This is a genomic window from Streptomyces sp. NPDC048484 (assembly GCF_040651415.1).
Lineage (GTDB): Bacteria > Actinomycetota > Actinomycetes > Streptomycetales > Streptomycetaceae > Streptomyces.
On sequence record NZ_JBEZJY010000052.1, the window covers coordinates 23,067 to 44,980 of the forward strand.

Genomic DNA, 21,914 nt, shown 5'->3' on the forward strand with positions numbered 1-21,914 from the left:
AAGCACACGGGTAAAGGGCGGGGCTCAGCCCAGGTGCCGGTTGGGTGCTTTCGCCGCGCTTTCGTACTCCGGGAGCACCAGCACGTCGGCGCCTTCCGCGGCCAGCAGGCCGTTCCCGTCCGCCGCCGCCACGAACGTGTCGGGCTCGCGCCACGCGGTGACGACCCGGCGTACGCCCGCGTCGAGGATCAGCCGGGCACAGGGCGCGGGCCGCGAGGCGCGGCGGGCGCAGGGCTCCAGGCTGCTGTAGACCGTGGCGGCCGGGAGCCGGGGGTCGCCGGGCTCGATCTTGGCGAGCGCGACCTCCTCGGCGTGCGAGACGGGGTCGGACTCACGGGAGTACCCGCGGGCCAGCTCCGTACCGTCGGCCGCGACGACGACCGCGCCGACGCTGAACGCCGTCCGTGAGGGCGGGCACTGTACGGCCAGTTCGCAGGCGAGCTCCAGCCACCGGTGGTCGGCGGCCGAGGGGACGGGCCCGGTACCGGGCGCGGTGGGCACGTACCGCATGAGCACCACGTCCCCCACGGGTCGCGTCTCGACCAGCCGCAGCCGGCTGCGGGGGCCGCCGGGGTACGCCCCGGACCCGAACAGCTGCGGCGCGTGCGGCTGCCCCACCACGAGCGGCGCGAGGGCGAGCTGCAGCTCGTCGGCGAGCCCCTGCAGGAGAAGCTGGGTGTGGACCCGGCCGCCGCCCTCGACCATGAGCCGCCGCACGCCCCGGACGTCGTGCAGATGGGTGAGTACGGCCCGCCAGTCCAGGCCGGGTCCCACGGAAACGACGTCGACGCCCAGCCCGCGCAGTGCGTGGGTGGCCGTCCGGGCGCCCTCGTCGGACGTGTAGACGATCTTCTCGCCGCCGGTGGACCAGAAGTTGGCGGCGGGGTCGAGGTCGCCGGTGCCGCTGACGGTGACCTTGAGCGGGTACTCCGGCCGCCCGGCGGCGACCCGGGCGGCGCGCCGCTCGGCGGAGTTGACCAGGAGGCGGGGGTTGTCGGCGCGCAGGGTGCCGGCGCCGACCAGGATGGCGTCGGACTCGGCCCGTACCTCGTCGACCCGGTCAAAGTCTGCCGGGCCGGAGAGCAGCAGCCGTTCGGGGCCGGTGTCGTCCAGGCGGCCGTCGAGGGAGACAGCGGCGGACAACAGGACGTAGGGGTGGGGCATGGACGCCCTTTCTTCGGAGACGGGTTGGAGACGGGTTCCTACGAGGCGGGTTCTTGGGGCCGGGGCTGGGGCGGACGCTGGAGCTGGGGCTGGGGTCGGCGCTGGGGCTGGGCCGGCGCTGGGGCCAAGGCTGGGACCGGGCTTGGTTCAAGTTTGAAGCAAACCTACACTGGAGGCATGACAACCCGCTGGCTCACCTCCGACGAGCAGCGCGCGTGGCGCGCCTACGTCGCCGCCTCCCAGCTCCTGGAGGACGCGCTCGACCGGCAGCTCCAACAGGAGGCCGGCATGCCGCACCTCTACTACTCCATCCTGGCCAACCTCTCCGAGGCACCGGACCGCCGCCTGCGCATGACCGACCTCGCCGAGCGGACGAAGATCACCCGTAGTCGGCTGACGTACGCGGTGACCCGCCTGGAGAAGGACGGGGCGGTACGCCGTGAAGGATGCCCCAGCGACAAGCGCGGCAGCATCGCCATTCTGACCGACGAGGGCATGACGCTGCTGGAACGCGTGGCCCCCGGCCATGTGAAGACCGTCCGCGCGACCCTCTTCGACCACCTCACCGCGGAGCAGGTGGGGCAGCTGGAGGAGATCTGCGCGGGTGTCGCGCGGGCCCTGGAGGGCGACGACCCGCAGACCACCCCGGACGGCGTCCCGTGGCGCCGCCGCTCGTCGGGCCCGTGCGCATAGGGCAGCACGCAGCCCCCGTCACCCATCACCCCTCGCCCACCACCCGTCGCCCCTCGCCCACCCCTCACCCCTCACCCCTCACCCACAATCCGTTGCTTTAACTTTAAAACGTGGAGTAGGGTCTCGAATCGAGGATCTGCTTCAAATCTGAATCAGATGACGAACGTGGACCGGAGAGCCGCATGCCCGACTACCCCGCCGCCACCCAGCGCTCGCGCGTCCGGGTACCCCTGCGCTTCCACGACGGCTACAGCGTCGACGCCGAACTGGTCACCTTCCACGGCCTGACCGACGGTCAGGAGCACGTGGCGATGATCCTCGGCGACCCGGCCGGGGCCACGCCCCTGGTCCGCCTGCACTCCGAGTGCCTCACGGGCGACGCCTTCGGCTCGTCCCGCTGCGACTGCGGTCCCCAACTGCGCGAGGCCGTCGAGCAGATCGCCGAGCGCGGCGGCGTACTCCTCTACCTCCGCCAGGAGGGCCGCGGCATTGGCCTCTACAACAAGCTCGACGCGTACGCCCTCCAGGACGAGGGCCTCGACACGTACGCGGCCAACACGGCCCTGGGCCTGCCGGAGGACGCCCGCGACTACACGGCGGCGGCACAGATGCTCACGGCCCTCGGCATCACCGAGCTGGACCTCCTGTCCAACAACCCCGACAAGTCGGAACAGCTCCGCTCTCTCGGCATCGACGTACAACACCGGGTCCCGACGGGCGTGTTCACCACCGCGCACAACGTCCTCTACCTGCGGGCAAAGGTCCTCCAGACGCAGCACACGCTGCCGCTGGCAAAGCTCACGGCGGGCTGACACCACCGCCCGCGGACCGACGAGGCCACTGGGCCCCGCCGGACCCCGCCCGGAAGCGGTGGCTCCGCGCGACCACGGGGCAGAACGGTGGCATGGGGGACGAGAGCGAGGCACAGCGCATCGCGGAGGACGGCCGGCTCTGGCAGCACACGCTGCACGAGAACACCATGCTGTTCCAGCGGGGCAACCTCTTCCTCGTGGGCCAGTCGCTCTTCGCCGTGGCCTACACGACGCTCCTCACCTCTGAGCAACACCTCGTGGCGGCGCGCGTCCTGGCCGCCTTCGGCCTCGTACTGGCCCTCACCTGGCTGTACGTGGGCCACCGGCACCGTCTCTACTACCAGCACGTACAGCGGCGAGCACTGCAACGCCTGCCCGAGTACGCCGCCACGTGGGCGAGTTGGCCGGGGTGCAGCCGGGGTCGCGGACGAGGCCGGTCGATCGTCCTGATCGCCTACCTGCTCCCGTCCCTGGCCGCCGTAATGTGGTCGGCCCTACTGCTGATCACGTGAGCCGCCCGGCTGCCCGCCCGGCTGGGGGCCATGTCAGCGTCGACCTCGGGTCAGGTGCCTCGACTGGCAGCAGGGGATCGCCGAGCACGAAGCAGTTCCAGCGGCGCCGCAAGGTCCGCCCGGTCTCAGCGGAACGCGGCGACATTGCGGGCGGCCCAGTCGGCGAAGGGGCGCGGGGCGCGGCCGAGGACCTGCTGGACGTCCGGGCTGACGCGCAGCTCGGCCGGGGTCGGGGAGCCGAGGATGTCCAGAGTGTCGTTGGCAAGCTCCGCCGGCATGCTCTGGCTCATGGCGGTCCTGGCCTCGTCACGGGTGAGCTCGTGAAACCTCACCGGCGAGCCCAGCGCGGCGGCGATGGCCTCCGCCTGCCGGCGCGGAGTGATCACCTCCGGCCCGGTCAGCTCGTAGACGCCGCCGGTGTGCCGGTCATCCAGCAGACAGGCTGCCGCGACCGCGGCGATGTCCGCCGGGTCGATGATCGGCACCCCGACGTCGCCGAAGGGCGCGGCGACGACCTGTTGCGCACGGACGGACTCGGCCCACCACAGGGCGTTGGAGGCGAAGCCGCCCGGCCGCAGGATGGCCCACTCCAGGCCGGACTCCCGCAGCGTGTCCTCCAGTGCGCGCATCGCGATCCGAGTTTGGCCGTTGGGCCTGGTCACCACGCCCAGCGTGGACAGCAGGACGACCCGGCGGACCCCGCCGGCCGCAGCTTCGCCGATGATGTCGGCAGGGTTGGCTCCAGCGGCGTGCAGGTCGCCGGACAGGAGCAGGAACAGCGCCTTCGCCCCGTCCAGCGCGGGCTTGAGGCCGGCCGGCTCGGCCAGGTCGGCCGTCACGTGGCGGACGCCGTTCGGCACCGCCGCCGTGTGCCGTGACACTGCCGTCACTTGCTGGCCCGCCTCGGCCAGCGCCTGCGTCAACGGACGGCCGATGTTCCCGGTAGCCCCGGTCACTACGATCATGATCAGCTCCTTGTCGGATGTTCTCTGTGGTCTGCACGCTAGGAGCGCGGGCTAACTTTTGGTAAGGACGTACCTTGAGGTAAGCTCATGACGTGACGGAAGGCGTGCAGCACAGACAGGCTGAGGCAGGGAAGCGCTATGACGTGTTTCACACCGGCTGCCCCGCGCGCGATGTGGTCGACCATGTGACCAGCAGGTGGGGCATCTGGGTGCTGATCTCCTTGCGGAGCAACAGCCTCCGGTTCTACGAGCTGCGCGAGAGCATCCAGGGCATCAGCGAGAAGATGCTCGCCCAGACCCTGCGGACGCTGGTCCAGGACGGCCTGGTCTGGCGGGAAGTCGAGCCGACGACGCCGCCTCAGGTCACCTACGGGCTGACCGAGTTCGGCCGGGACGTCGGCGAACCGCTGACGGACCTGTTCGACCGGATCACGCGTCGGCTGCCACCGCGCAGCACGGGATAGCGCGGTAGCGGCTGGTGCACATCCGCGACGCGATGGACGACCTGCTGAGCCAGATCTTCGCCCTGACCCAATAGCGCCCTGATCCCGTAGCGGCCTGATCCCATAGATCACGGAGGCTGAACATGGCAGCAGACGCGCACGCGCCCTCGCTCAACTGGGCGACGGCCTGGATGTGCGCGATGGAGCGGGAGACGAGCAGCGCCGGGTCGGGCGAATCGACGAGTTCCACTGCATGCCGGGCGCGATCTGTGGCTCGTCGGGACGGGGGGTGTACACGAACGCCGCGTCCATCTCGCCCAGCCGGCCCGCGATCCGCGACGGCAGGACCTGCCGCAGTTTCAGCAGCGCCGACAGCGCGGCCTGGTCGCTGCCGAGGACGCCGCTGAGCGCGGCCTCCCGCAGCCCGACAGCCACGGCGAGCGCCTCTTCGTCGTCGAGGATGAGTGGCGGTATCCGGGTGCCGCCGCCAAGGCGGTAGCCGCCCCACGGCCCGGGGTCGGATTCGATTCCGTAGCCGAGTTCCCGGAGCCTGGCGACGTCCCGTCGCACCGTGCGCCCGGTGACCGCCATCCGCTCGGCGAGCTCGCCGCAGGTCCACGACGGCCGTGCGGACAGCAGTGAGACCAGTCGCAGCAGGCGGGCGGATGTGCTGATCACATCGTGAAGTGTCCCGCATGACCAGGACCGAATCTGTCCTGGTCCCGGCATAGCGTCTTTCCCATGAGCACTGGAAACACACCCGCACCCGCGATCCGCTACGCGGCCGTCACGTTCGACTGCCCGGACCCCGCCGAACTGGCCCGCTTCTACGGCGACGCCCTCGGCCTGCCCGTCGTCCACTCCACTGACGACTTCATCCTGCTCGGCCAGGAGGGCTCGGCCGGACTGGGGTTCAACCGGCAGGCCGACTACCGGCGTCCCACCTGGCCGGACCCCTCCCAGGAGAAGCAGGCCCACATCGAACTGGGCGTCGACGACCTGGACTCCGCGCAGGCTCACCTGCTGGCCCTGGGCGCTGTCGAGCCCCCGGCCCAGCCCCAGCCCGATCGGTGGAGGGTCCTGCTGGACCCCGCCGGCCACCCGTTCTGCATCTCCACCCTGGTCTGAGCATGATCGGCCGACTGATGACCATGACCGCGCACCCGGGCAGGGGTGGCGAACTCGCCGCCGTCCTGCTGAGGGTCGCGGAGCGGCTTCGCGGCTTCCCGGGCTGCGAGATCTACCTGATCAGCCAGGACGCAGCAGACCCGGACACGGTGCACGTCACCGAGGTCTGGCAGGACGACGCCAGTGCGCAGGCCGCCCTCGCTGCTCCGCCACCCGCTGACGGTCCGGCCCCCGCCGACGTCCTCGCCCTGCTGTCGGCCCCGCCGCACCGTACGGACCTCACCGTTCTGGGCGGGGTGGGCCTCCCTGCCGACGGCCGACCCTGACGAACGAGCCTCCGCAGGAATCCCGAACGGAGGCCATTCCTGCGGTCAGGGCGCTACGAGCACGGCATCGAGACGGCGTGAGCGAATTTCGACACCGCGGACCCGATGGAGGGCTCTGAAGCTACGGCAGGGCGTCGATGAGCGTGGCGGCCCATGGTTCGGCTACTTCGGCGAGGCCGAGAACGGTGACGACGTTGTCGAGCATGCCGGCGGCAAACCATTGCCGGACCGCATCGTCGTCGCCGTCCAACAACTCGCGGACGATCGTTACCTGCCGGGCATAACAGGTGCGGACCGCATCGCGAATGACCGGTTCGTCGGTGGCGCAATTAGCGTGCATGAGGAAGCGCAGGACGTCACCGTCGGTAATGAGCGTGGTGTAAGCGGCTCGCAGTGCTTGCGGCGGGCTCATCGTGCTGTCGGCGGTCTTGGCGGCGGTGAGCGTCTCGGTCAGCAGGCCGCCGACGTGCATGACGGCAGCAGCGAAGATTGCCTGCTTGTTGGCGAAGAACCGGTAGAGGTAGGGCTGCGAGATACCGGCGCGCTCGGCGATCTCGTTCGTGGTCGTACCGTAAGAGCCTCTCCGCGCGAAACAGCTCACCGCCGCGTCCACAACGTGCTGACGGCGTTCGTCGCTTTTGATGGTCGTCCCGGCGGCAGGCATGGTGTCAGCCTATCCACGGCGCCTTGCCCGCCGGTTCGCTCCGTTCAGCTACCGAAAGAGCCAGCTACGCCCGCGGTTCCGGTTGCCTCGGGGTCGTCGGCTGTCAGCGCGTCGATGGCGGCCAGCGGGTTCCAGTAGTCGTCGTATCGAGTGATCAGCCCGTCGGCGTCGGTCTGCACGACTCCGAAGCAGTCCTGCCTGAAACGCTTCCCGGTGGGCGTCGCCGTCCCGTCCAGCGTCCAGAATGCCACCGCGATCTGCGGGCTGGCTGTCGCGATGTAGCGCAGGTTCACGGCCTGCACGTCGAAGGTGGCTACGAAGTTCCGCATGTGCTTGCCCAGGGCTTCGCGCCCGTGCAGTTCGGAGGCCATCCCGGCCGGCGCAAACGGAAAAGTGAACGTGGCGTCGGCGGTATACAGCTCGGCCCAGGCATCCAGCCTGCCGGCGGTCAGCAGCCGCAGGTGGTCGGCCACGGCGTGCTGGGCTGGGGAGCGGTTCTCGGTCGTCTCTGTCATGCCACCACCGTAGCCCAAAGTTAGTGGCTGACCTATAACAAACGGGGTGAGAAGGATCGCGTCCGGCGCGGTTGCTTGATGACGCCCGTCCCGCTCTACATCTCAGATGGCCAGGGCAGACCGATCGGCCCGGACTGGGCCCTCGGGCCGCTCTGCGGCCTCGGCGGGCGCCTACAATCGCGCCTTCCCGAACGCGCTCTACCTCGTCCAGAGCATCAGCTCAACATCGTTATTGCGGATCAGATCTACTGAGACGACGCGGCACCCGTTCCTCTCTCCGAATCTGATCCACCCCGCTCAGCCTCTCGTGGGCCAGATCAGATCCGGTGAGAGCCCACACCTGGTCCGCTCCGGGGCCAAGTTCGAGAACGGCTTCCTGGTCGAGCGCGACGAGACCGTCGCAGCCTGATCACACGTCACCGAACCACACCGATTGACAATTGCTCTCGCCGCCCACCCTTCTTGACTCCCGGATTCTCCAACGCGGGACAAGGTCGCCCACTTGGAATCGGCCACGCTCGCGTTCAGCGGCTTCAACCAGATCCAGCGCCCGGCCGTCGCCGAGGGCGGCCACCTGGCGAATACCTGCCCAATTAACTAGGTTGCCCTCACTTCGTCCGATTCCCACAGGGGGAGTGGCAGCCGTGCGGCGACAGCGCATGACCTTCCAGGCGATCGCGGTCGGCGACGGCGGTGACGGGCGGTGGGCTGCCTACGCCCGAGTTCTGTGGCAGGAGATGGAGGGCCTGCTGACCGAGGAGGGCCGGACTCCGGAGGGAGCGGATCGCGTTCGGGTGCTGTTCCGTGCGCACATGCCGGAACTCGTCCCGGTTCTGGACCGCCTGGCCGGCCAACTCGACCGGCCCGAGGCGGACGTCTTCCTCACCCACGCGGCACTGCGGCCGTTCTCCCCGGCCTGCACCCAAATCGGCAGGGACGGAACTCTGCTGCGCAACTACGACTTACGGCCCGATCAGTGCGAGGGCGCCATCGTCTCCTCCTGCTTCCTGCGCCCCGTTATCGGGATGCAGGACATGCTGTGGGGTTTGCTGGACGGGATGAACGACGCCGGTCTCGCGATCTCACTCACCTACGGCGGACGTTCCGCCTACGAACGTGGCTTCTCCATTCTCATCGTGGTCCGCTACCTGCTGGAGACGTGCGACACCGTCGATGAGGCCGTCGGCAGGCTGCGGTCCCTGCCGGTCGCCGTCCCCCAGAACCTCACCCTCGTCGATGCCGCGAAGGCGGTGACGGTGTTCGTGGGGCCGGACATGCCGCCGACGGTGGCGCCGGATGCCTGCGCCGCCAATCACCAGCACCTGCCGGTGACCGACGAGCAGGAGCGGGCCATGCGGACGCAGGAGCGGCTGCGTGCCATTCGCGCCGCGGGTGTGGACGTGGCGGCGATGCTGAAACCGCCGCTGTATCGATCCGTCGACGAGCAGGGGTCGAGAACGCTCTACACAGCCCGCTACCGGCCCGTCGAGGGCCGCGTGACGTACTACTGGCCCGGTGAGTCCTGGCAACAGTCCTTCGGTGACTTCGCCCCCGGATTCCGCACCGTGCATTGGGGGCGAGCCAGCTGAGAGGCCTTCCGGACTCCTGCTCACCCCTGCACGAAGATCTTGCAAGAACGTGATTTCACCCGCCGCCGACAGGCCCTCCCTCGGCTGGCCCTGCCACGGCCGCACGGTGGACCGGCAAGGGCTCGGCACCGCTCCACTGGTCGGACGAGCGCCCCGCCCGATACACCCCGACAAAACGTCTCTCGCTACGTGGTCACCAATCCACAGGTCTTGACAATTGCTCTGCTCGGCGATCACCTCACGCAATGCCGTCGGAGTCCGCTCGGGCATGGGCGGGACAAACGTCGTGGAGTCCCCGCGCCCGGGGCAGGCTGCCGGCCTCTGTAGCAGCGAGGCTCAAAAGTAGGTCACCTGTAGCACGTAGACGCACTCGTGCCGAGGGATGACCTGATAGTTGAGGAAGCCGCCAGGAACGTGGTCGACGCCTCCCTTCGGATCCTGCTCTCGGTATCCGGTGCCTGCGAGGTAGAACGCGGAGGCGGCACGGACAAGCTCGTCGGCCCTCTTCTCTACCTCTGCCACGAAAGCCGGGGGCGCCCCTCCGATGACGTATTCCTCACCCGGGTCGTACTCCCACCTCCAGGTCACGCGGATACCGCCTGCTGGGCCTCGGCTTCGACAGCGCGCAGTTCGTTCATGGCAGGACGGAATGTCGGGTCTTCGCGACCGCTCGTGCCGTGTACTACGGCTAGCGCGGCGTGGTAGCGGGCAGCCAGATCGGGGCGTCGTTCGATCTCGATCTGGGCCTGCCAGTGGGTGAGCCAGTGCTGGAGATGGCCGATCTTTCCGTCCTGAATGGCAGCTGCCAGAGCCTCTTCCTTGTGGCGTTCCATCTCGCTCAGGCGGTACGGAGCGATACGGGCCAGAGCGACTCGGACGCAGTCAGGGGTTCGTTCGGGGCGCGGGATCAACTCACGCCCGGGGTCGGGCTGTGTGGTCACTGATATCTGCTCCTTGAACGGCGGTGTGCTGACGACGATAGCCGTGCTCACGGACTGAGGGTGAGCTGTTCGCGCCCCGCTCCCCGCGCCTCGCCCAGGTCGTGACGGGCACGACCTGGGCGAGGCGCGGGACGCCTACGGGGTCCCGCCGTCCTCGGTGTCCGGTGCGGGCAGACGCATGCCCCGGGACTCGGCGACACGCAGGGCGTCCGTCAGGCACTCGGCAAGCCGGAGGCCGGCGAAACGGATCTCCGTGTTCGGTGACACCGGGTTGTCGAGCAGCGGGCGGGCGAGGGCGAGCACGTCGGCGCCCGTGGCGAGCAGGACCGCCTCCAGGTCGTCGGCGAGGTGGGACAGGTACCCGCCGCCGTCCGTGACCAGGTAGCAGGGTTTGCCGTCAGGGGACGGCCAGGGCAGGAGGCGGGGCGCGTACGCGGGCGTGCCGTTCACGTGCTCCATCAGGCGGCCACCTCCTGCGCGCCGATCAGATACCGGTCGAGGTCGATCCCCAGGTCGGCGGCGAGTACGAGGGCGAGGCGGCGACGCTGCTGGAGTGCGGCTTCCTGCTCGTGGGCTGCGAGGTAAGGGCGCACGAGGGCGGAATCGGCGCCGTCGAGAGGGGTGACGAGGCCGTACGGGGAGCGGTGATGAGGGAGCCGTGGCGGCAGAGGTACGGAGGCGTGGCGTACGGCGGTGAAGTGCAGGCAGAGGTAGGCGCGGTGGCGCGTGCGGCGCCGTTTGCCCGTACCCGGGCAGAGAAGGAGGCGCATCCATTCGAGAGTGCGGCGGATAAAGTTGTGCATGTTGACGCTCCTTCGAAGCGTTGGCCACGCCCCGGGAGGTCTAGCCGCCTCGCCGGGGTCTTGTCTTATTTCGACCATACCGGCAACCGCGTCCCCCTGCACCCTTCTGCTAAACACCGCGTCCCGACGCGGTAAGACGCGTTCCAGCCCTGCGGTACGCGTTGGGCTGCGGCACCTTGGAAGAATGACTGAGCTTCCGCGCTACGAGTACGTGAAACTCGCCGACGCGATCGCGGCGGACATCACGTCTGGCAAGTTGCCACAGGGGGCCGCGCTGCCCGGCGAGCGGGCAATGACACAGCTGTACAGCGTCAGCATCGGCACCGTGCGCCGCGCCGTCGTCGAGCTCCGCAAACGAGGCCTCGTCGCAACCCTGCCCGCGAAGGGGACGTACGTCATCGAAATGCCGGAGCCGTCCGGCGACGCACCCGAAGCTGATGATCCGGAGGATCCGGACGCCTGAAAGGGTCGTGGGCCGTATCGCGCAGCTTTGGTCAGAACAGCCTCGGCAGCGACAGGTCGGGCATCTGCGGGTGCCGCAGGCGCTGTCCGCCGTCGCGGACGTACAGGGTGAACGTCTCCGGTCCCGGACGGTCGGCCTCGTCGTAAGCGTCCAGGACACGGCACGTCGACACGATCCAAAAACTCGAACAGGGAACACGCCAGTCCGCACGAATCAACACACTGCGGAACCTCGCACGCGCCCTCGACGTCGAACTCCCCCGGCCGCCAGGAGCACTCGCCCGGCAGGAAGCGATCACCAACACCTCCTGACGCGGCAGACCAGGGACACTCATCGGGCGGGATCTCTTCGTTTCTGTGCGGCGCGTACGCGGTGCAGTGGGGTACGGCCCACGTGCGACGACCATATCCGTGGACGATCGGCCGATTTACACGAGGCGAGCGGGACCGCGCCCGTGGACGATCCGCTGCCGCGCCGTGACGCGGCGTTGTTAGGGTGCTTGTGGATAACGGAAGTGGCGCCGGGGACAACGCTGTTGACCACCACGAACCGGGGGATGACATGAGCGGAGAAAGCGGGCGGACCAGACTGCGGGTCACAGGCGATCGGCTGACCGATCTCGCCGAAGACCTCGACGCGATGCAGGACCACCTGGACAAGCAGGTCAAGCGCATGGACGCCGTCGTCGACAGCATCGAGGCGGGCTGGCGCGGGCCCGCGGCCAAGGCGTACCGGGCCCTGCACCGGGGCGCGGCCGAGGACGCCGTACGCATCCGCCTGGTCATCCAGCGCCTCGAACAGGCCGTACGGCTGAGCAGGGACGGGTTCTCGGAGCAGGACCTCGGCATCATGGAGCAGCTGCGGAAGATCCAGGCCGAGACTGATGTGAAGGCCGAGGCCGCCGAGCTCTCGACGCCGAACCCGGCCGCCACCGCGCCGCGGAGCAGCATCGCCGATTTCTGAGAACGTCTGGGTACGGGGGAGAAGGATGACGGACGACGAACACATAACGGTCGAATTCGCGACGCTGCAGAGGCTGTCCGGCGAGCTCGAGGACATCCTCAAGAAGCTCAACGGACAACTGGACGTGCTGTACGGCCGGGCGGAGAAGATCGTCCTCACCTGGGAAGGCGAGGCCCGCGAGGTCTTCGTCGACGAACTCGACAAGTGGGACCACTCCGCCGAGGACCTGCGGGCGGCGCAGAAGTGGCTGCACGAGGTCGTCACCAAGGGGCACATCAACTACGCGGCGGCACACCAGGCGGTGTTGCGGGGCTGGGGCGCCGGCTGATGGCGGGACCGAACTCCGGGCCGCAGCCGGGCGCGCAGGGTCCGGGCCAGAGCGGCACCATCGACGTCAAGCCGTCGGACCTGTTCCGGGTCTCGGGCGGCGTGGCGATGCAGCAGACACCGATGGACAGAGGCGCCAAGGACCTCCTGGACAAGCTGAGGGAGTACCCGGACGCCGGCGGCTACGGCACCGCTCCCCAGGCCTTTGCCACCTCTTATGTGAAGGTGGGCGACCGCTTCCTCGAGGTGTGGGCGAAGAGCGTCGTCAGTATCGGCGGCGTCGCGGTCGGCTTCACCACCACGGCCAACAACTACGCCAAGGCGGAGGCGGCCAACGACGCCACGGGCCGGACGAAGGCGGTCACCCAACCGCTCCCGAAGGCCATCGAGAACGTGCCGGACTACGGCTCCGTACCGAACCTGAAGTGGGGTGACGACGACGGTGGCGACGACTGGATCCGTTCGCTGCTCGAGTGGGTGCCAGAGCCGATCCGCGAGGTGCTGCGTCCGGTCGTGAAGCACGCCTACCGGATGGGCAAGGTCGCCGAGGTCTACCCGTTCCCGCAGCAGCACTACCTCAACTCGCTGTCCAAGGCCTGGATGGCGACGACCATGACGCTCTCCATGACCGAGAGCGGTCTGACGGGCAACGTCAGCAGCATCACGCAGCAGAGCAACAGCGAATGGCACGATGCCATGCGCCAGTTCTGCAGCTCGTTATGGGGTACGACGGCGTGGGGCACGAGCACCGCGGGCTACCAGTGGAAGCATGACTCGGCCTCCTCGAATACCGCCACGCATCCGGTGATGACGGTGCTCTTCGACACTGCTCAGAAGGTCAGCGATCTGCTGTACCAGTTCGCCGAGGCGGCCGTGTACCTCAACCGCGAGGTCTGGGAGGTGTACCGGGACGCCGTCGAGGAGGCCATTCCCAAGGTTGAGGTGAATCTCAAGGACGGCGTCGGCATGGACGACGTCAAGGGGCTCATCAAGGGCGTGGCGAAGGGGGCCGTCAAGGGCGCCGCCCAGCTTGGTGCGGGAATCATTCTCAACATCGACACCGCGAGACTGAACGCTGTCGTCACCGAGTACAACTCCCGCGTCAACGCACTGGTGTCGAAGCTGGACGCGCTGACGGGGCCGCTGGACGAGGCACACCGGAGCGCGCCCACGTTCCACGCGGAGGAGGCCCGGGCCGAGTCGTTCGGTGCCAGGGCACTGAACGACTTCAAGAACGAGCACAAATACATGGTTCCGGGCGAGGACCCGAAGGACCATTTCTATCCGCTCGACCTCGCGAGTCAGGAAGGTATCGGAAACAGCCACGGTGTGGACAAGCACATCGGGCTCACCGACGACCAGCTGACCCAGCGGCTGCGCGACCAGAACAACGCGCCGTCCGCTTCGGCGTACAAGGATCTCGGCTCCGCCCAGCGGTTCACCCAGGCAGCACTTGACGACATCGACAATGCGGACCGGATCGAGAAGTGGATCGAGCGGGTGCAGCAGCGGGAAAGGAACAACCCTGCCTGGGACCCGAACAATTCCAAGATATCCCCGCCGCTGACCCTCACCTTCCCGGACGCCACCGGCCGCACCGTCGAGCGCGCCGACTATGATGCGCACGGTATGGGGGCGACCGCGAGCGAGGTGCACTCCACGCAGGTCGCCCTGAAGTACAGGAAGGGAATGGACCCCCCGTTCGTGGTGATCACGTCATATCCCGTGTCCCCCTGAAAACTTCGTACGTTCTTTATGGAGATGATCGCGACGTGATCTCGCACACCGGCACCCTTTTCAACGACGGACCGGTCAGACGCGTGGTCGAGGCAGCTCTGCGCGCCCAGGAGTCGCAAGGCGCCCTCGACCTGAACGACGAACTAAGGCGCTTCGTCCGCACCACGTGTGCCGCCGACACGTCGCGCTGGCTGTTTCCCGTCGCGTCCGTTGCCGCCCTGCTCGACCACACGGCCGACCTGTTTCGGTCGGAGGGCGCGGCATTCTTCCCGCGTACGTTCACCGAACGGCTGGACAAGGCGCGAGACGATGTCCCGGGGGATGAGTACCTGCGCACGCTGGCCAGCCTGATCAGAGTAGTCGACCAGGAGCCGGACGCAGGATTCGCCGATCTCTCCCTGGCGGACTGGGAGGCGGCAGCCCGTTTCCCGGAGCTTTTCGGTTTCGGCGCCAACTGGATCTATGACGGCGAGTACCCCTTGCTGTCCGATTCGATCGCGGCTTTCATCGAAGCGGAGCATCCGTTCTGCAGCGAGACGTTCTCCCGACTCGCAGCCGATGCCCAATCGGTACTGGTGCTTTTTCCGGAGCCCGCGGCGCTGTCCGCCAATGTGACGCGATGGATTCCCTGGGCTTCGCACGACGCACTGCGTGAGATCACCCGAAGAATCGACGACCACATGCGGACCGAGCATTCCGGTTCCTGAAGCACGCACCGCCCACAGGAAGTTCTGCGCATGACCGTAAGGACCCGCTCGGCCACCTATCCCGACCGGGAAACCGCCCAATGGGCCACCCAGCAGGTGGTGACCGGCAACGAGCAGAAGATCCACCGCTGGCTCGCCCAGGGCACCCGGGCCCGTCTCGCCATCGAGGCCGCCTGGCCCTCCCGCGAGGCGCCGGTGGGCCGCGTACTGCTGCAGGCGATGATGCTCGCCGGGCGCGAGCCCGTCGATGTGCGGGCGGCACGTGTCGTCCTCAAGCGTGAGCCGGGCAGCCCGCACGGCTTCGTCGTGCTCACCACCGTCCCGATCTACCTGTAGAGGTCCAGCGCCGTGTCCATGAAGCCGTTCGAGTTCGACCGCCGCTACGGCGAGTTGGACCAGGTGATCAGCGCGTACACCGGCATGCCGGCCGATGACGAGCCGGACAGGCCGAGCGAAGCCCTGCAGGCCTACCTCCGTCACACCTGGCACACCCGCCCCTGGGCCCTGGCCACGGCCGAACAGCAGATCCGCGAGTACGCCCGCAACCCACCGGGCCGACTGCGCCTGAGCCTGGGGGAGTTCTACCCCGTGCCGGACCTCGGCCTGCCCGAATCGGCGATCCAGGACTGGCTGTTCGTGATCGCGGACCATCTGAAGCGGTCGGTCGAAGAGGGCGAGGTCCCGCCCCCGGCCGGCCCGCGCACCCACTGGGAGTGGCATGCCCGCTTCCCCGAGCTCGGCCAGTTCCTCGGCGGTTGGTTCTCGCAGGACATGCCGGACGAGTTCCCGGACCACGACGCGGCCGTACGCGACTACACCGCCACCACGGACCCGCAGTTGGTTGCCCGCCTCACGGGCGAGCTCCGCGAACTGCTCGCCCTCGCCCTTCCAGAGTCCGACTACGCCCTCGCGGTGGCGGAGCTGGGCATGGAGGTCGACCCGCCCCAGCCGTACGCACCGAGCGGCTGGCTGGCCCACCTCGCGGACGGCCTGGTCGGATTCAAGGCGGACTACGGACCCGGACCGGCCACCAGCTGACCACGCGCCCGCCTTCGCTCACTCCGCCGAACGCCGTGATGACGGCACCTTCACAACCCACAATTACGGGCACGGTGGCGCCGGTGTGACCCTTTCCGGGTGTGTGCGGAGGAAGTGCGACGGTTGATCCATCAAGATCGCCGAGAAGGCACCGAAGCTGATCCCCCGGTCGCATCCGGCAGCCGCCGATTCGTCCGGCTCAGCCGCAGCCGCTCCGCAGATCACGGACACATCCACGGGCACATCCGCTGACGCATCACTCACGCACGGCGGGCTGCTGAGCAGCAGCTTTTCGGTCTACGAGAGAACGACGCAGCCTCGCCGCTCCAGTTCTGTCAGCAGCGACGGCGAGGGCTCGCAGGCGTTCCAGCGCACGTCCAGCTTCTCCAGCGCGGGCATGTCGACGACCCAGTCCGGCAGCCGCGTGAGGCGGTTGCTTCGCACGTCGACCTGGCGCAGTCGGGGCAGGCTGGCCAGCGTCTGGGGGAGTTCGTTGAGGGCGTTCTCCCTCAGATCCAGGTGGCGCAGTTCGCGGAGGTCGGCCATGGACGGCGGCAGGCTTTCGACCGCATTGCCCCGGAGCCAGAGTTCGCGCAGGTTGCGGAGGTCTCCCATGCTGTCGGGCAGCGTGGTCAGTCGGTTGTGCTGCGTCCGGAGCTCGATGAGTCCGGGCATGCGGCCGATGGCCTCGGGCAGGACGGTGAGCGTGTTCTCGCCGGCATTGAGGTAGCGCAGCCGCGTCAGGTTTCCCAGCGAGTCCGGGATCTCCGAGAGCTTGTTGTCGTGCAGGTAGAGGCAGCCGCTGAGTTCGGCCAGGTCGCCCAGTTCGGCGGGCACCGAGGTGAGGTGGTTGTGGCCGAGGTCCAGGGTGGCAAGCCGGTGCAGCCGTCCGATCTCGGGTGGGAGATCGGTGAGCCCGTTGTCCGCGAGGATCAGCACCTGGAGCTCGGTGCGCCGCCAGACAGACTCAGGTACTCGTCCCAGCTGTTGACGCCAGAGGTTCAACACGTGCGGCACGGCGTGATCCCTTCCTCGGTCCGTTCAGTGCCCGTAGGGAGGCTCGAAGCAGCCTGTCTCCAGGTACGGTCCGTTGGTCTGTACGCCGTAGTTGGACTTCTGCACGAACGCGGTGACGCAGGCGTCGGGGTGGACGCTCAGGCCGACCATGGCCCCCTCAGGCGTGTAGTACTCGTTGTTCTTGAAACGCCGGAACATCTCCCGGACGGTCAGCGCGTCGTCCCCCTCCTCGTACCCGAGCTCGAACAGCGCCGCACGCACAGTCGCGGGGTCCCACTTCCCCTGCTCCCACAGCCGCTTGAGCACCGGCTCGATACGGGCAGCCTCCCGCTCGGCATCCCGCTCGTGGGCGGGAGACATCTCGCCCGTTCGCCGGTAGGCGTTGTTCTCGTTGTAGTGCGGAGCACCGTCACCGGCCCCCGGCTCCACGTACGGAGAGGCTCCCGGGGCACTGGGCGAGACGCTGGAGCCGGCTCCCGGGGCGCTGGAGCCGACTCCGGCCGCCGAGTCCGAGGCCCTCTGCTGACCGTCGGCCCCCGTGGTCGGCCGCGAGAAGATCTGAGCAAGGGAAGGTGCCCCGCACCAGGCAGTGCGGGGCACCTCACATGTTCTTGTCAACCGCTCGACCGCTCGACCGCTCAACCGATGAACCGCACCGAGCGGGGGCCTCCGAGATGGGCCGCCGCGCGGCCGGGCTCCAGGTCCACCACTAAGAGGGAGCAGTCGGCGTTCAGGTAGACACTCACCGTCTTGTTCGTGTGGTTGTCGATCAGATCTGGCCGGATCCGGAGTTTGATACAGACGTTGTCCGGCGGGTTGCTGGCCCGGAACTCCTCACCGGTGATCGAGAAGTACCGAAGCGTTCCCGTGGCGGCCTGAGCGTTGGTGGCCAGGCCGGTGGCCAGAACGGCTGCCGTGCCGGCCGCCAGGCCGAGCCTGCCCAGACGTCCGAGTGCGAGCATGAGAGATCCCCGTTCCCTCGTGGCGCCAGCTCTCAGAGGTCCGGCTGCCGGTTACCCCAAAGAGTGCCCGTGACGGTGTGCCAGGGCATGAGTAGTCGTTACTCACTCGCGTCTGTTCGAGGGCTGGGGGCGCGTCCCAGGCAGCGCTCTCCTCCGTGCACGGATCGCAGACACCCTGCAAAAAAAGACCGGCCCGGGTCACGAGAGCGGCCCCAGGACCTCCTGGGACTCGATGAGCCCCTGGTCGCTGGGCGCCTCGCCGTTGTCGAAGACGCGGGCGGCCTGCCTGGCCCGGAATTCGAGGTGGGCTTCGGCGGGCTTGGCGTAGCCGTGGCGGGCGCGGGCCTCCGCCGGCGCCAGCACTTCCTCCTTGCGGGGAGGGATGCCGAGCTTCATCGGCGCGATCACCGGAACCGTGGAGGGCGAGAGCCGTGCTATCAGGCGTAGCTCGGCCCTGGGGCTGAGGTGGGCGAGCGCGAAGGCCACCTTCATGACGGGCACGATGAGCAGGTCGAGGAGGCGTGGCTGCCGGATCCCGGCCATCTCGCGCATCCAGCGCGGCATGGTGGCGATCGTGGCGATCCGCTGCGCCTTCGCGACAGCCAGACTCGCCGGCTTCGCCCAGCGCGGCGTCGGCGGCAGTACGAGCTCGCTCCTGAGCAGGTGGTTCATGGCCTGCCTGGCGATCGGGCTGGCGGACAGCTGCGGGCGCATCCGTTCGAAGTACGCCCGGACGCCCTCACGGCTGCGGGGAATGTCGTCGGGAGAGCAGGTCTGCAGTTCCGCCGCGACCGCGCATGCTTCCCAGTACTCCTTCTCCTCCTGCGCGGAGAGCTTCCCGGGCCCGTACTTCTCGTACGCGTAGAGGACCGAGTGCCAGCCGGTGAGCAGGATCCACAACTGCGAGGCGGGGTCGTTGGCATCGTAGGTCCCGCCGCCGTAGGGCAGCCGGCCGATCGCCTTGGAATGGACCTTGACCAGGATGTCCGCGGCCTTGCACACCTCGTGCGAACCGGCGAAGGCCACCATCGCGAAGTACCGCAGGGTCCGGTCGTAGCGGGTGCGGGAGCGCCGGTAGATGCCCTGGGTCGCGTGGACGGCGGCCACCAGCGGCGGGTCGAGTTCCTCCACCACCACTGCCCGCTGAAAACCCACCGTCGGCGCGGCCGGATGGCTCCAGACCTTCCACACCACCGAACCTGGGCCGAAGAAGCCGTAGTCCTCGTGCGGTTCGATCTCACTCCGCTTCACCATGGAGCCGCTCCTCGTGCGCCCGCGGCGTACGCCGCCTCGATCCTCAATTACGACACTGCTGTCTTAAATTAAGACACGGATGTCGTAAACTGCCAAGGTGCCAGCGCCCACATCTTCGGAAGACAGGCCCCGCAAGCGACGCCCCTACGCCCCGCGCGTCCCGATCGCGGAACGCCGTGAGCAGCTGCTCGACGCGGCCCTCGCCGTGATCGTGAGCGACGGCTACGACCGGGTCTCCATCGACGCCATCGCGAAGAGGGCCGATGTCGCCCGTTCGGTGGTCTACGGCGCCTTCGAGAACCTCGACGCCCTGCTGACCGCACTGCTCGACCGGCAACAGGCACGCGCCTTCGGACGGCTGCTTGAGACGATCCCCGGTGCGGAGGACCTGCGCGACCCCGCCGCGTTCGTCTCCGAGGCGGTGCGCCGGATGTCCGCGATGCTCCGCGAGGACCCTGACACGTGGCGGCTGATCCTGCTGACTCCGGGCAACATGCCCACGGTCGTCCGCGACCGCATCGAGGCGGACCGAGAACGGTTTCGGCTCCGGGTCGGGGAATGGCTCTCTCTCGTCCTGGCCGACCGGACCGGCCCGGCACTCGACCCGCAGGTCCTCGCCCACGCCCTCGTCGCCTGCGCGGAACACTTCGGCCGCGTCGCGCTCACCGATCCCGGCAGATTCGACCCGTCACATCTGATCAGCCAAGTACAGATGATCCTCGGCGCCATCTGGCCGCCTGCGCGTTGACGGCAAGTCAGCGGAGAACAGTGACCTCGGCGACAGCCTTCGCGGGGCACGGGCACGTCCGCTCACGCATCGCGCGCGAGGGCCGGAAAACGAGACAGCGTCCGGGTCGACCGAAGCCGACCCGGACGCTGCGTAACAGGTCAGAGAGGTTTCCCTCTCCCCCGCAGTCCGTAGACCCTGTGGGACTCGAACCCACAACCAATGGATTAAAAGTCCACTGCTCTGCCAATTGAGCTAAGGGTCCGTGCACCGACCCGCGCCGGTACACGCACCGACCCGTGTCGATGCAGGTACGAGCATAGCCGGACGCGGCCGGGACTCCGATCGGGTATCGGTGTCCAGGCCGCGCCGAAGCGTTCCGGAGGGGCGACGCGGGGCTCGGAGCCGGGTGCGGAGCTGGCTCAGCGCCGGGCTCCAAGCCGAGCGCAGAGCCGGGTGCGGGACGTCACGGGTCGAGGGGCTCCGGGGCGCCTGAGCGGGCCGCCTCGCGGGCGCGGGTGCGCTCGTGGTCCGGGTTGAGGAACCAGTGGCGGGCCGAGGCGAACCACCACGCCGCGGCGAAGCCGAGGACGGCCAGTACTGCGAGGGGGGCGTAGTTGAAGGTCTCCCACGTGACCGGCGAGACCTGGGGGAGCATGAAGAGGATCGTGATCGCGGCGACCCAGCCGACCGCCACGACGCCGATCGGGCGGGACCAGCGGCCCAGGTGCCACGGGCCCCGTCGGAAGGCGTCCCCCTTCCGCAGCCGCAGCAGCGTCGGGATGACGTACGCGATGTAGAGGCCGATCACCGCGATGGACGTCACCGCCGCGTACGCGGTCGCGTTGATCAGGTACGGCAGGCCGAGGACCAGCGCGCTCAGCGCCGCGAGCCACACCGCCGCGACGGGCGTACGTGTGCGCGGGTTCACCGTGTGCCAGAGGTTCGAGAACGGCAGCGCCCCGTCACGCGAGAAGGCGTAGATCATGCGGGAGTTGGCGGTCACCGACGCCATGCCGCAGAACAACTGCGCGCCGATCACCACCAGCAGGAGCAGCTTGCCCGCGGTCGCGCCCAGGGCGTCCAGGAGGATCTGGGCGGGCGGCACCCCGGTCGGGGAGCCGAGGGCGCCGTCGTACGACTGGATCGCGAAGGTGAAGCCGAGGAGGAGGACGAAGCCCGCTATCCACGAGGTCCAGATGGACTGGACGATGCCCTTCGGCCCTGCCGTGGACGCGTCGTGCGTCTCCTCCGTCATGTGCGCCGAGGCGTCGTACCCGGTGAAGGTGTACTGCGCCATCAGCAAGCCGAGCAGCACCACGTAGAAGCTGCTGCCCCAGCCCGTGTTGTTCACGAACTCCGTGAAGACGAAGGACGCCGACTGGTGGTGGTCCGGTGCGAAGGTCAGCGCGCCCACGATGACCGCCACGCCCACGACGTGCCACCACACGCTGACGCTGTTGAGGAGGCCGACGATGCGTACGCCGAAGGTGTTCAGCAGGCCGTGCAGGGCGAGGATCCCGGCGAAGAGCAGGATCGTACGGCCGGGTGTGACCTCGAAGTCGAACTGGAGGTTCAGATACGCGCCCAGGAACGAGGCCGCGCCGAAGTCGATGCCCGCGGTCACGGCGACCTGGCCGAGGACGTTGAACCACCCCGTGAACCACGCCCATGCCGCTGCCGTACGCGGCGGGGCGAGGCGGTGGGCCCAGAAGTACAGGCCCGCGGAGGTCGGATACGCCGAACAGATCTCGGCCATCGCGAGCCCGACGAACAGGGTCATGAGCCCGACCACGACCCAGCCCCAGGTGATCACTGCGGGCCCGCCGGTGTTCATGCCGAACAAATAGAGCGTCAGGCAGCCCGACAGGACCGAGATGATCGTGAAGGAGACCGCGTAGTTGGAGAACGCCGACATGCGGCGGGCGAGAACCTGCGTGTAACCGAGCTGGGCCAGCCGCTCTTCGTCCGACAGCCCACTCACTCTGGCGTCATCTGTCATGCCCCCAGCAATTCCCTCGCTGAAGGTACGACATGCGCCAAAGAGCGGTCCTTCTGGCCGAAAACGTGGCCCGAGGGGGCAGCCAGAGGCATGGCCCGGAGGCCTGGCCCACACAGGGCTCCTGGGGCATTCGGCTGGCGCTCCCGGGGCATTCCGGCTGGG

At 68.5% G+C, this 21,914-nt stretch carries 28 protein-coding genes, 1 tRNA gene and 2 pseudogenes; 15 read left to right on the plus strand and 16 right to left on the minus strand.

Going from position 1 to position 21,914, the window contains the following annotated elements:
• Window positions 1–24: 24 nt before the first annotated feature.
• Complete coding sequence (locus AB0D14_RS37205) at window positions 25–1,164, minus strand: dihydrofolate reductase family protein (RefSeq protein WP_362787545.1); 1,140 nt, start codon at window positions 1,162–1,164, stop codon at window positions 25–27.
• Window positions 1,165–1,341: 177 nt separating this feature from the next.
• On the opposite strand from AB0D14_RS37205, the gene AB0D14_RS37210 reads away from it, so the two are divergent.
• The 3 genes from AB0D14_RS37210 to AB0D14_RS37220 all read left to right on the plus strand — a co-directional run bounded on the left by AB0D14_RS37210 (window position 1,342) and on the right by AB0D14_RS37220 (window position 3,181).
• Window positions 1,342–1,857 carry a MarR family transcriptional regulator gene (locus AB0D14_RS37210; RefSeq protein ID WP_362787546.1) on the plus strand — a complete coding sequence of 172 codons (516 nt, stop codon included), beginning with the start codon at window positions 1,342–1,344 and terminating at the stop codon, window positions 1,855–1,857.
• 182 nt (window positions 1,858–2,039) lie between these two features.
• A complete protein-coding gene (gene ribA, locus AB0D14_RS37215) occupies window positions 2,040–2,669 on the plus strand; it encodes a GTP cyclohydrolase II (RefSeq protein WP_362787547.1) in 630 nt (209 codons plus the stop codon).
• Between the two features lie 92 nt (window positions 2,670–2,761).
• On the plus strand, window positions 2,762–3,181 hold the full coding sequence (locus AB0D14_RS37220; RefSeq protein ID WP_362787548.1) for a hypothetical protein: 420 nt from the start codon (window positions 2,762–2,764) through the stop codon (window positions 3,179–3,181).
• Window positions 3,182–3,306: 125 nt separating this feature from the next.
• Here AB0D14_RS37220 and AB0D14_RS37225 read toward each other — a convergent pair whose 3' ends face one another.
• On the minus strand, window positions 3,307–4,146 hold the full coding sequence (locus AB0D14_RS37225; protein ID WP_362787549.1) for an NAD(P)H-binding protein: 840 nt from the start codon (window positions 4,144–4,146) through the stop codon (window positions 3,307–3,309).
• A 92-nt stretch (window positions 4,147–4,238) separates the two neighbouring features.
• Between AB0D14_RS37225 and AB0D14_RS37230 the strand changes: the two genes are divergently transcribed.
• Window positions 4,239–4,610 carry a helix-turn-helix domain-containing protein gene (locus AB0D14_RS37230; protein ID WP_362787550.1) on the plus strand — a complete coding sequence of 124 codons (372 nt, stop codon included), beginning with the start codon at window positions 4,239–4,241 and terminating at the stop codon, window positions 4,608–4,610.
• A 234-nt stretch (window positions 4,611–4,844) separates the two neighbouring features.
• On the opposite strand, the pseudogene AB0D14_RS37235 reads toward AB0D14_RS37230, so the two are convergent.
• Window positions 4,845–5,267, minus strand: a pseudogene (locus AB0D14_RS37235) (HTH domain-containing protein); the annotation flags it as partial.
• 63 nt (window positions 5,268–5,330) lie between these two features.
• Between AB0D14_RS37235 and AB0D14_RS37240 the strand changes: the two are divergent.
• The gene (locus AB0D14_RS37240) at window positions 5,331–5,717 is read left to right on the plus strand and encodes a VOC family protein (RefSeq protein ID WP_362787551.1); all 387 of its coding nucleotides are present in this window, start codon (window positions 5,331–5,333) and stop codon (window positions 5,715–5,717) included.
• A gap of 2 nt (window positions 5,718–5,719) precedes the next feature.
• The gene (locus AB0D14_RS37245) at window positions 5,720–6,043 is read left to right on the plus strand and encodes an antibiotic biosynthesis monooxygenase family protein (protein ID WP_362787553.1); all 324 of its coding nucleotides are present in this window, start codon (window positions 5,720–5,722) and stop codon (window positions 6,041–6,043) included.
• 121 nt (window positions 6,044–6,164) lie between these two features.
• On the opposite strand, the gene AB0D14_RS37250 is transcribed toward AB0D14_RS37245, so the two are convergent.
• Both AB0D14_RS37250 and AB0D14_RS37255 read right to left on the minus strand, forming a co-directional pair.
• Window positions 6,165–6,707: a TetR/AcrR family transcriptional regulator gene (locus AB0D14_RS37250; RefSeq protein ID WP_362787555.1), complete on the minus strand. Its 543-nt coding sequence runs from the start codon at window positions 6,705–6,707 to the stop codon at window positions 6,165–6,167.
• A gap of 44 nt (window positions 6,708–6,751) precedes the next feature.
• On the minus strand, window positions 6,752–7,222 hold the full coding sequence (locus AB0D14_RS37255; protein ID WP_362787557.1) for a nuclear transport factor 2 family protein: 471 nt from the start codon (window positions 7,220–7,222) through the stop codon (window positions 6,752–6,754).
• Between the two features lie 644 nt (window positions 7,223–7,866).
• On the opposite strand from AB0D14_RS37255, the gene AB0D14_RS37260 reads away from it, so the two are divergent.
• Window positions 7,867–8,811 (plus strand): C45 family peptidase, encoded by a 945-nt coding sequence (locus AB0D14_RS37260; RefSeq protein ID WP_362787559.1) that lies wholly within the window; start codon window positions 7,867–7,869, stop codon window positions 8,809–8,811.
• A 336-nt stretch (window positions 8,812–9,147) separates the two neighbouring features.
• On the opposite strand, the gene AB0D14_RS37265 is transcribed toward AB0D14_RS37260, so the two are convergent.
• The 4 genes from AB0D14_RS37265 to AB0D14_RS37280 form a co-directional block, all read right to left on the minus strand.
• Window positions 9,148–9,399 (minus strand): hypothetical protein, encoded by a 252-nt coding sequence (locus AB0D14_RS37265; protein ID WP_362787560.1) that lies wholly within the window; start codon window positions 9,397–9,399, stop codon window positions 9,148–9,150.
• Window positions 9,396–9,803: a hypothetical protein gene (locus AB0D14_RS37270; RefSeq protein WP_362787562.1), complete on the minus strand. Its 408-nt coding sequence runs from the start codon at window positions 9,801–9,803 to the stop codon at window positions 9,396–9,398. Before AB0D14_RS37270 ends, AB0D14_RS37265 begins: the two co-directional genes overlap by 4 nt.
• A gap of 84 nt (window positions 9,804–9,887) precedes the next feature.
• Window positions 9,888–10,211, minus strand: coding sequence for a hypothetical protein (locus AB0D14_RS37275; protein WP_362787564.1), 324 nt, complete (start codon window positions 10,209–10,211; stop codon window positions 9,888–9,890).
• On the minus strand, window positions 10,211–10,555 hold the full coding sequence (locus AB0D14_RS37280; RefSeq protein WP_362787566.1) for a hypothetical protein: 345 nt from the start codon (window positions 10,553–10,555) through the stop codon (window positions 10,211–10,213). Before AB0D14_RS37280 ends, AB0D14_RS37275 begins: the two co-directional genes overlap by 1 nt.
• Before the next feature lie 184 nt (window positions 10,556–10,739).
• Here AB0D14_RS37280 and AB0D14_RS37285 point away from each other — a divergent pair, with 184 nt between their 5' ends.
• The gene (locus AB0D14_RS37285) at window positions 10,740–11,018 is read left to right on the plus strand and encodes a winged helix-turn-helix domain-containing protein (RefSeq protein WP_362787568.1); all 279 of its coding nucleotides are present in this window, start codon (window positions 10,740–10,742) and stop codon (window positions 11,016–11,018) included.
• Window positions 11,019–11,049: 31 nt separating this feature from the next.
• Here the strand turns inward: AB0D14_RS37285 and AB0D14_RS37290 are convergent.
• Window positions 11,050–11,178 (minus strand): annotated as a pseudogene (locus AB0D14_RS37290) (SAM-dependent methyltransferase); the annotation flags it as partial.
• Window positions 11,179–11,579: 401 nt separating this feature from the next.
• On the opposite strand from AB0D14_RS37290, the gene AB0D14_RS37295 reads away from it, so the two are divergent.
• From AB0D14_RS37295 to AB0D14_RS37320, 6 genes are read left to right on the plus strand one after another with little or no spacing between them, the layout of a single operon-like run.
• Window positions 11,580–11,981: a WXG100 family type VII secretion target gene (locus tag AB0D14_RS37295; protein ID WP_362787570.1), complete on the plus strand. Its 402-nt coding sequence runs from the start codon at window positions 11,580–11,582 to the stop codon at window positions 11,979–11,981.
• Window positions 11,982–12,006: 25 nt separating this feature from the next.
• Window positions 12,007–12,309, plus strand: coding sequence for a WXG100 family type VII secretion target (locus AB0D14_RS37300; protein ID WP_362787572.1), 303 nt, complete (start codon window positions 12,007–12,009; stop codon window positions 12,307–12,309).
• Window positions 12,309–14,045: an RNase A-like domain-containing protein gene (locus AB0D14_RS37305; protein WP_362787574.1), complete on the plus strand. Its 1,737-nt coding sequence runs from the start codon at window positions 12,309–12,311 to the stop codon at window positions 14,043–14,045. The genes AB0D14_RS37300 and AB0D14_RS37305 overlap by 1 nt, the downstream gene beginning before the upstream one ends.
• Before the next feature lie 35 nt (window positions 14,046–14,080).
• Window positions 14,081–14,752 (plus strand): hypothetical protein, encoded by a 672-nt coding sequence (locus AB0D14_RS37310; RefSeq protein WP_362787576.1) that lies wholly within the window; start codon window positions 14,081–14,083, stop codon window positions 14,750–14,752.
• A 30-nt stretch (window positions 14,753–14,782) separates the two neighbouring features.
• Window positions 14,783–15,088, plus strand: a complete 306-nt coding sequence (locus AB0D14_RS37315; protein WP_362787578.1) for an RNase A-like domain-containing protein — start codon at window positions 14,783–14,785, stop codon at window positions 15,086–15,088.
• A gap of 12 nt (window positions 15,089–15,100) precedes the next feature.
• Window positions 15,101–15,790 carry a contact-dependent growth inhibition system immunity protein gene (locus AB0D14_RS37320; RefSeq protein WP_362787580.1) on the plus strand — a complete coding sequence of 230 codons (690 nt, stop codon included), beginning with the start codon at window positions 15,101–15,103 and terminating at the stop codon, window positions 15,788–15,790.
• Window positions 15,791–16,087: 297 nt separating this feature from the next.
• Here the strand turns inward: AB0D14_RS37320 and AB0D14_RS37325 are convergent, their stop codons facing one another.
• The 4 genes from AB0D14_RS37325 to AB0D14_RS37340 all read right to left on the minus strand — a co-directional run bounded on the left by AB0D14_RS37325 (window position 16,088) and on the right by AB0D14_RS37340 (window position 19,023).
• On the minus strand, window positions 16,088–16,807 hold the full coding sequence (locus AB0D14_RS37325; RefSeq protein WP_362787581.1) for a leucine-rich repeat domain-containing protein: 720 nt from the start codon (window positions 16,805–16,807) through the stop codon (window positions 16,088–16,090).
• Window positions 16,808–16,831: 24 nt separating this feature from the next.
• Window positions 16,832–17,407, minus strand: a complete 576-nt coding sequence (locus tag AB0D14_RS37330; RefSeq protein WP_362787584.1) for a hypothetical protein — start codon at window positions 17,405–17,407, stop codon at window positions 16,832–16,834.
• A 38-nt stretch (window positions 17,408–17,445) separates the two neighbouring features.
• Window positions 17,446–17,769: a hypothetical protein gene (locus AB0D14_RS37335; protein ID WP_362787586.1), complete on the minus strand. Its 324-nt coding sequence runs from the start codon at window positions 17,767–17,769 to the stop codon at window positions 17,446–17,448.
• A gap of 198 nt (window positions 17,770–17,967) precedes the next feature.
• A complete protein-coding gene (locus tag AB0D14_RS37340; protein ID WP_362787588.1) occupies window positions 17,968–19,023 on the minus strand; it encodes an oxygenase MpaB family protein in 1,056 nt (351 codons plus the stop codon).
• Window positions 19,024–19,120: 97 nt separating this feature from the next.
• Between AB0D14_RS37340 and AB0D14_RS37345 the strand changes: the two genes are divergently transcribed.
• Window positions 19,121–19,771 (plus strand): helix-turn-helix domain-containing protein, encoded by a 651-nt coding sequence (locus AB0D14_RS37345; protein WP_362787590.1) that lies wholly within the window; start codon window positions 19,121–19,123, stop codon window positions 19,769–19,771.
• 171 nt (window positions 19,772–19,942) lie between these two features.
• Here the strand turns inward: AB0D14_RS37345 and AB0D14_RS37350 are convergent.
• A tRNA-Lys gene (locus AB0D14_RS37350) sits at window positions 19,943–20,015 on the minus strand.
• A gap of 201 nt (window positions 20,016–20,216) precedes the next feature.
• Window positions 20,217–21,752 (minus strand): amino acid permease, encoded by a 1,536-nt coding sequence (locus AB0D14_RS37355; RefSeq protein WP_362787592.1) that lies wholly within the window; start codon window positions 21,750–21,752, stop codon window positions 20,217–20,219.
• Window positions 21,753–21,914: the final 162 nt, after the last annotated feature.

Bases quoted from the DNA above. Each gene is read 5' to 3' on its own strand.
- AB0D14_RS37205 (WP_362787545.1), bottom strand. From the start codon at position 1,164: ATGCCCCACCCCTACGTCCTGTTGTCCGCCGCTGTCTCCCTCGACGGC.
- AB0D14_RS37210 (WP_362787546.1), top strand. From the start codon at position 1,342: ATGACAACCCGCTGGCTCACCTCCGACGAGCAGCGCGCGTGGCGCGCC.
- ribA (WP_362787547.1), top strand. From the start codon at position 2,040: ATGCCCGACTACCCCGCCGCCACCCAGCGCTCGCGCGTCCGGGTACCC.
- AB0D14_RS37220 (WP_362787548.1), top strand. From the start codon at position 2,762: ATGGGGGACGAGAGCGAGGCACAGCGCATCGCGGAGGACGGCCGGCTC.
- AB0D14_RS37225 (WP_362787549.1), bottom strand. From the start codon at position 4,146: ATGATCGTAGTGACCGGGGCTACCGGGAACATCGGCCGTCCGTTGACG.
- AB0D14_RS37240 (WP_362787551.1), top strand. From the start codon at position 5,331: ATGAGCACTGGAAACACACCCGCACCCGCGATCCGCTACGCGGCCGTC.
- AB0D14_RS37245 (WP_362787553.1), top strand. From the start codon at position 5,720: ATGATCGGCCGACTGATGACCATGACCGCGCACCCGGGCAGGGGTGGC.
- AB0D14_RS37250 (WP_362787555.1), bottom strand. From the start codon at position 6,707: ATGCCTGCCGCCGGGACGACCATCAAAAGCGACGAACGCCGTCAGCAC.
- AB0D14_RS37255 (WP_362787557.1), bottom strand. From the start codon at position 7,222: ATGACAGAGACGACCGAGAACCGCTCCCCAGCCCAGCACGCCGTGGCC.
- AB0D14_RS37275 (WP_362787564.1), bottom strand. From the start codon at position 10,211: ATGGAGCACGTGAACGGCACGCCCGCGTACGCGCCCCGCCTCCTGCCC.
- AB0D14_RS37280 (WP_362787566.1), bottom strand. From the start codon at position 10,555: ATGCACAACTTTATCCGCCGCACTCTCGAATGGATGCGCCTCCTTCTC.
- AB0D14_RS37285 (WP_362787568.1), top strand. From the start codon at position 10,740: ATGACTGAGCTTCCGCGCTACGAGTACGTGAAACTCGCCGACGCGATC.
- AB0D14_RS37295 (WP_362787570.1), top strand. From the start codon at position 11,580: ATGAGCGGAGAAAGCGGGCGGACCAGACTGCGGGTCACAGGCGATCGG.
- AB0D14_RS37300 (WP_362787572.1), top strand. From the start codon at position 12,007: ATGACGGACGACGAACACATAACGGTCGAATTCGCGACGCTGCAGAGG.
- AB0D14_RS37305 (WP_362787574.1), top strand. From the start codon at position 12,309: ATGGCGGGACCGAACTCCGGGCCGCAGCCGGGCGCGCAGGGTCCGGGC.
- AB0D14_RS37315 (WP_362787578.1), top strand. From the start codon at position 14,783: ATGACCGTAAGGACCCGCTCGGCCACCTATCCCGACCGGGAAACCGCC.
- AB0D14_RS37335 (WP_362787586.1), bottom strand. From the start codon at position 17,769: ATGCTCGCACTCGGACGTCTGGGCAGGCTCGGCCTGGCGGCCGGCACG.
- AB0D14_RS37340 (WP_362787588.1), bottom strand. From the start codon at position 19,023: ATGGTGAAGCGGAGTGAGATCGAACCGCACGAGGACTACGGCTTCTTC.
- AB0D14_RS37355 (WP_362787592.1), bottom strand. From the start codon at position 21,752: ATGACAGATGACGCCAGAGTGAGTGGGCTGTCGGACGAAGAGCGGCTG.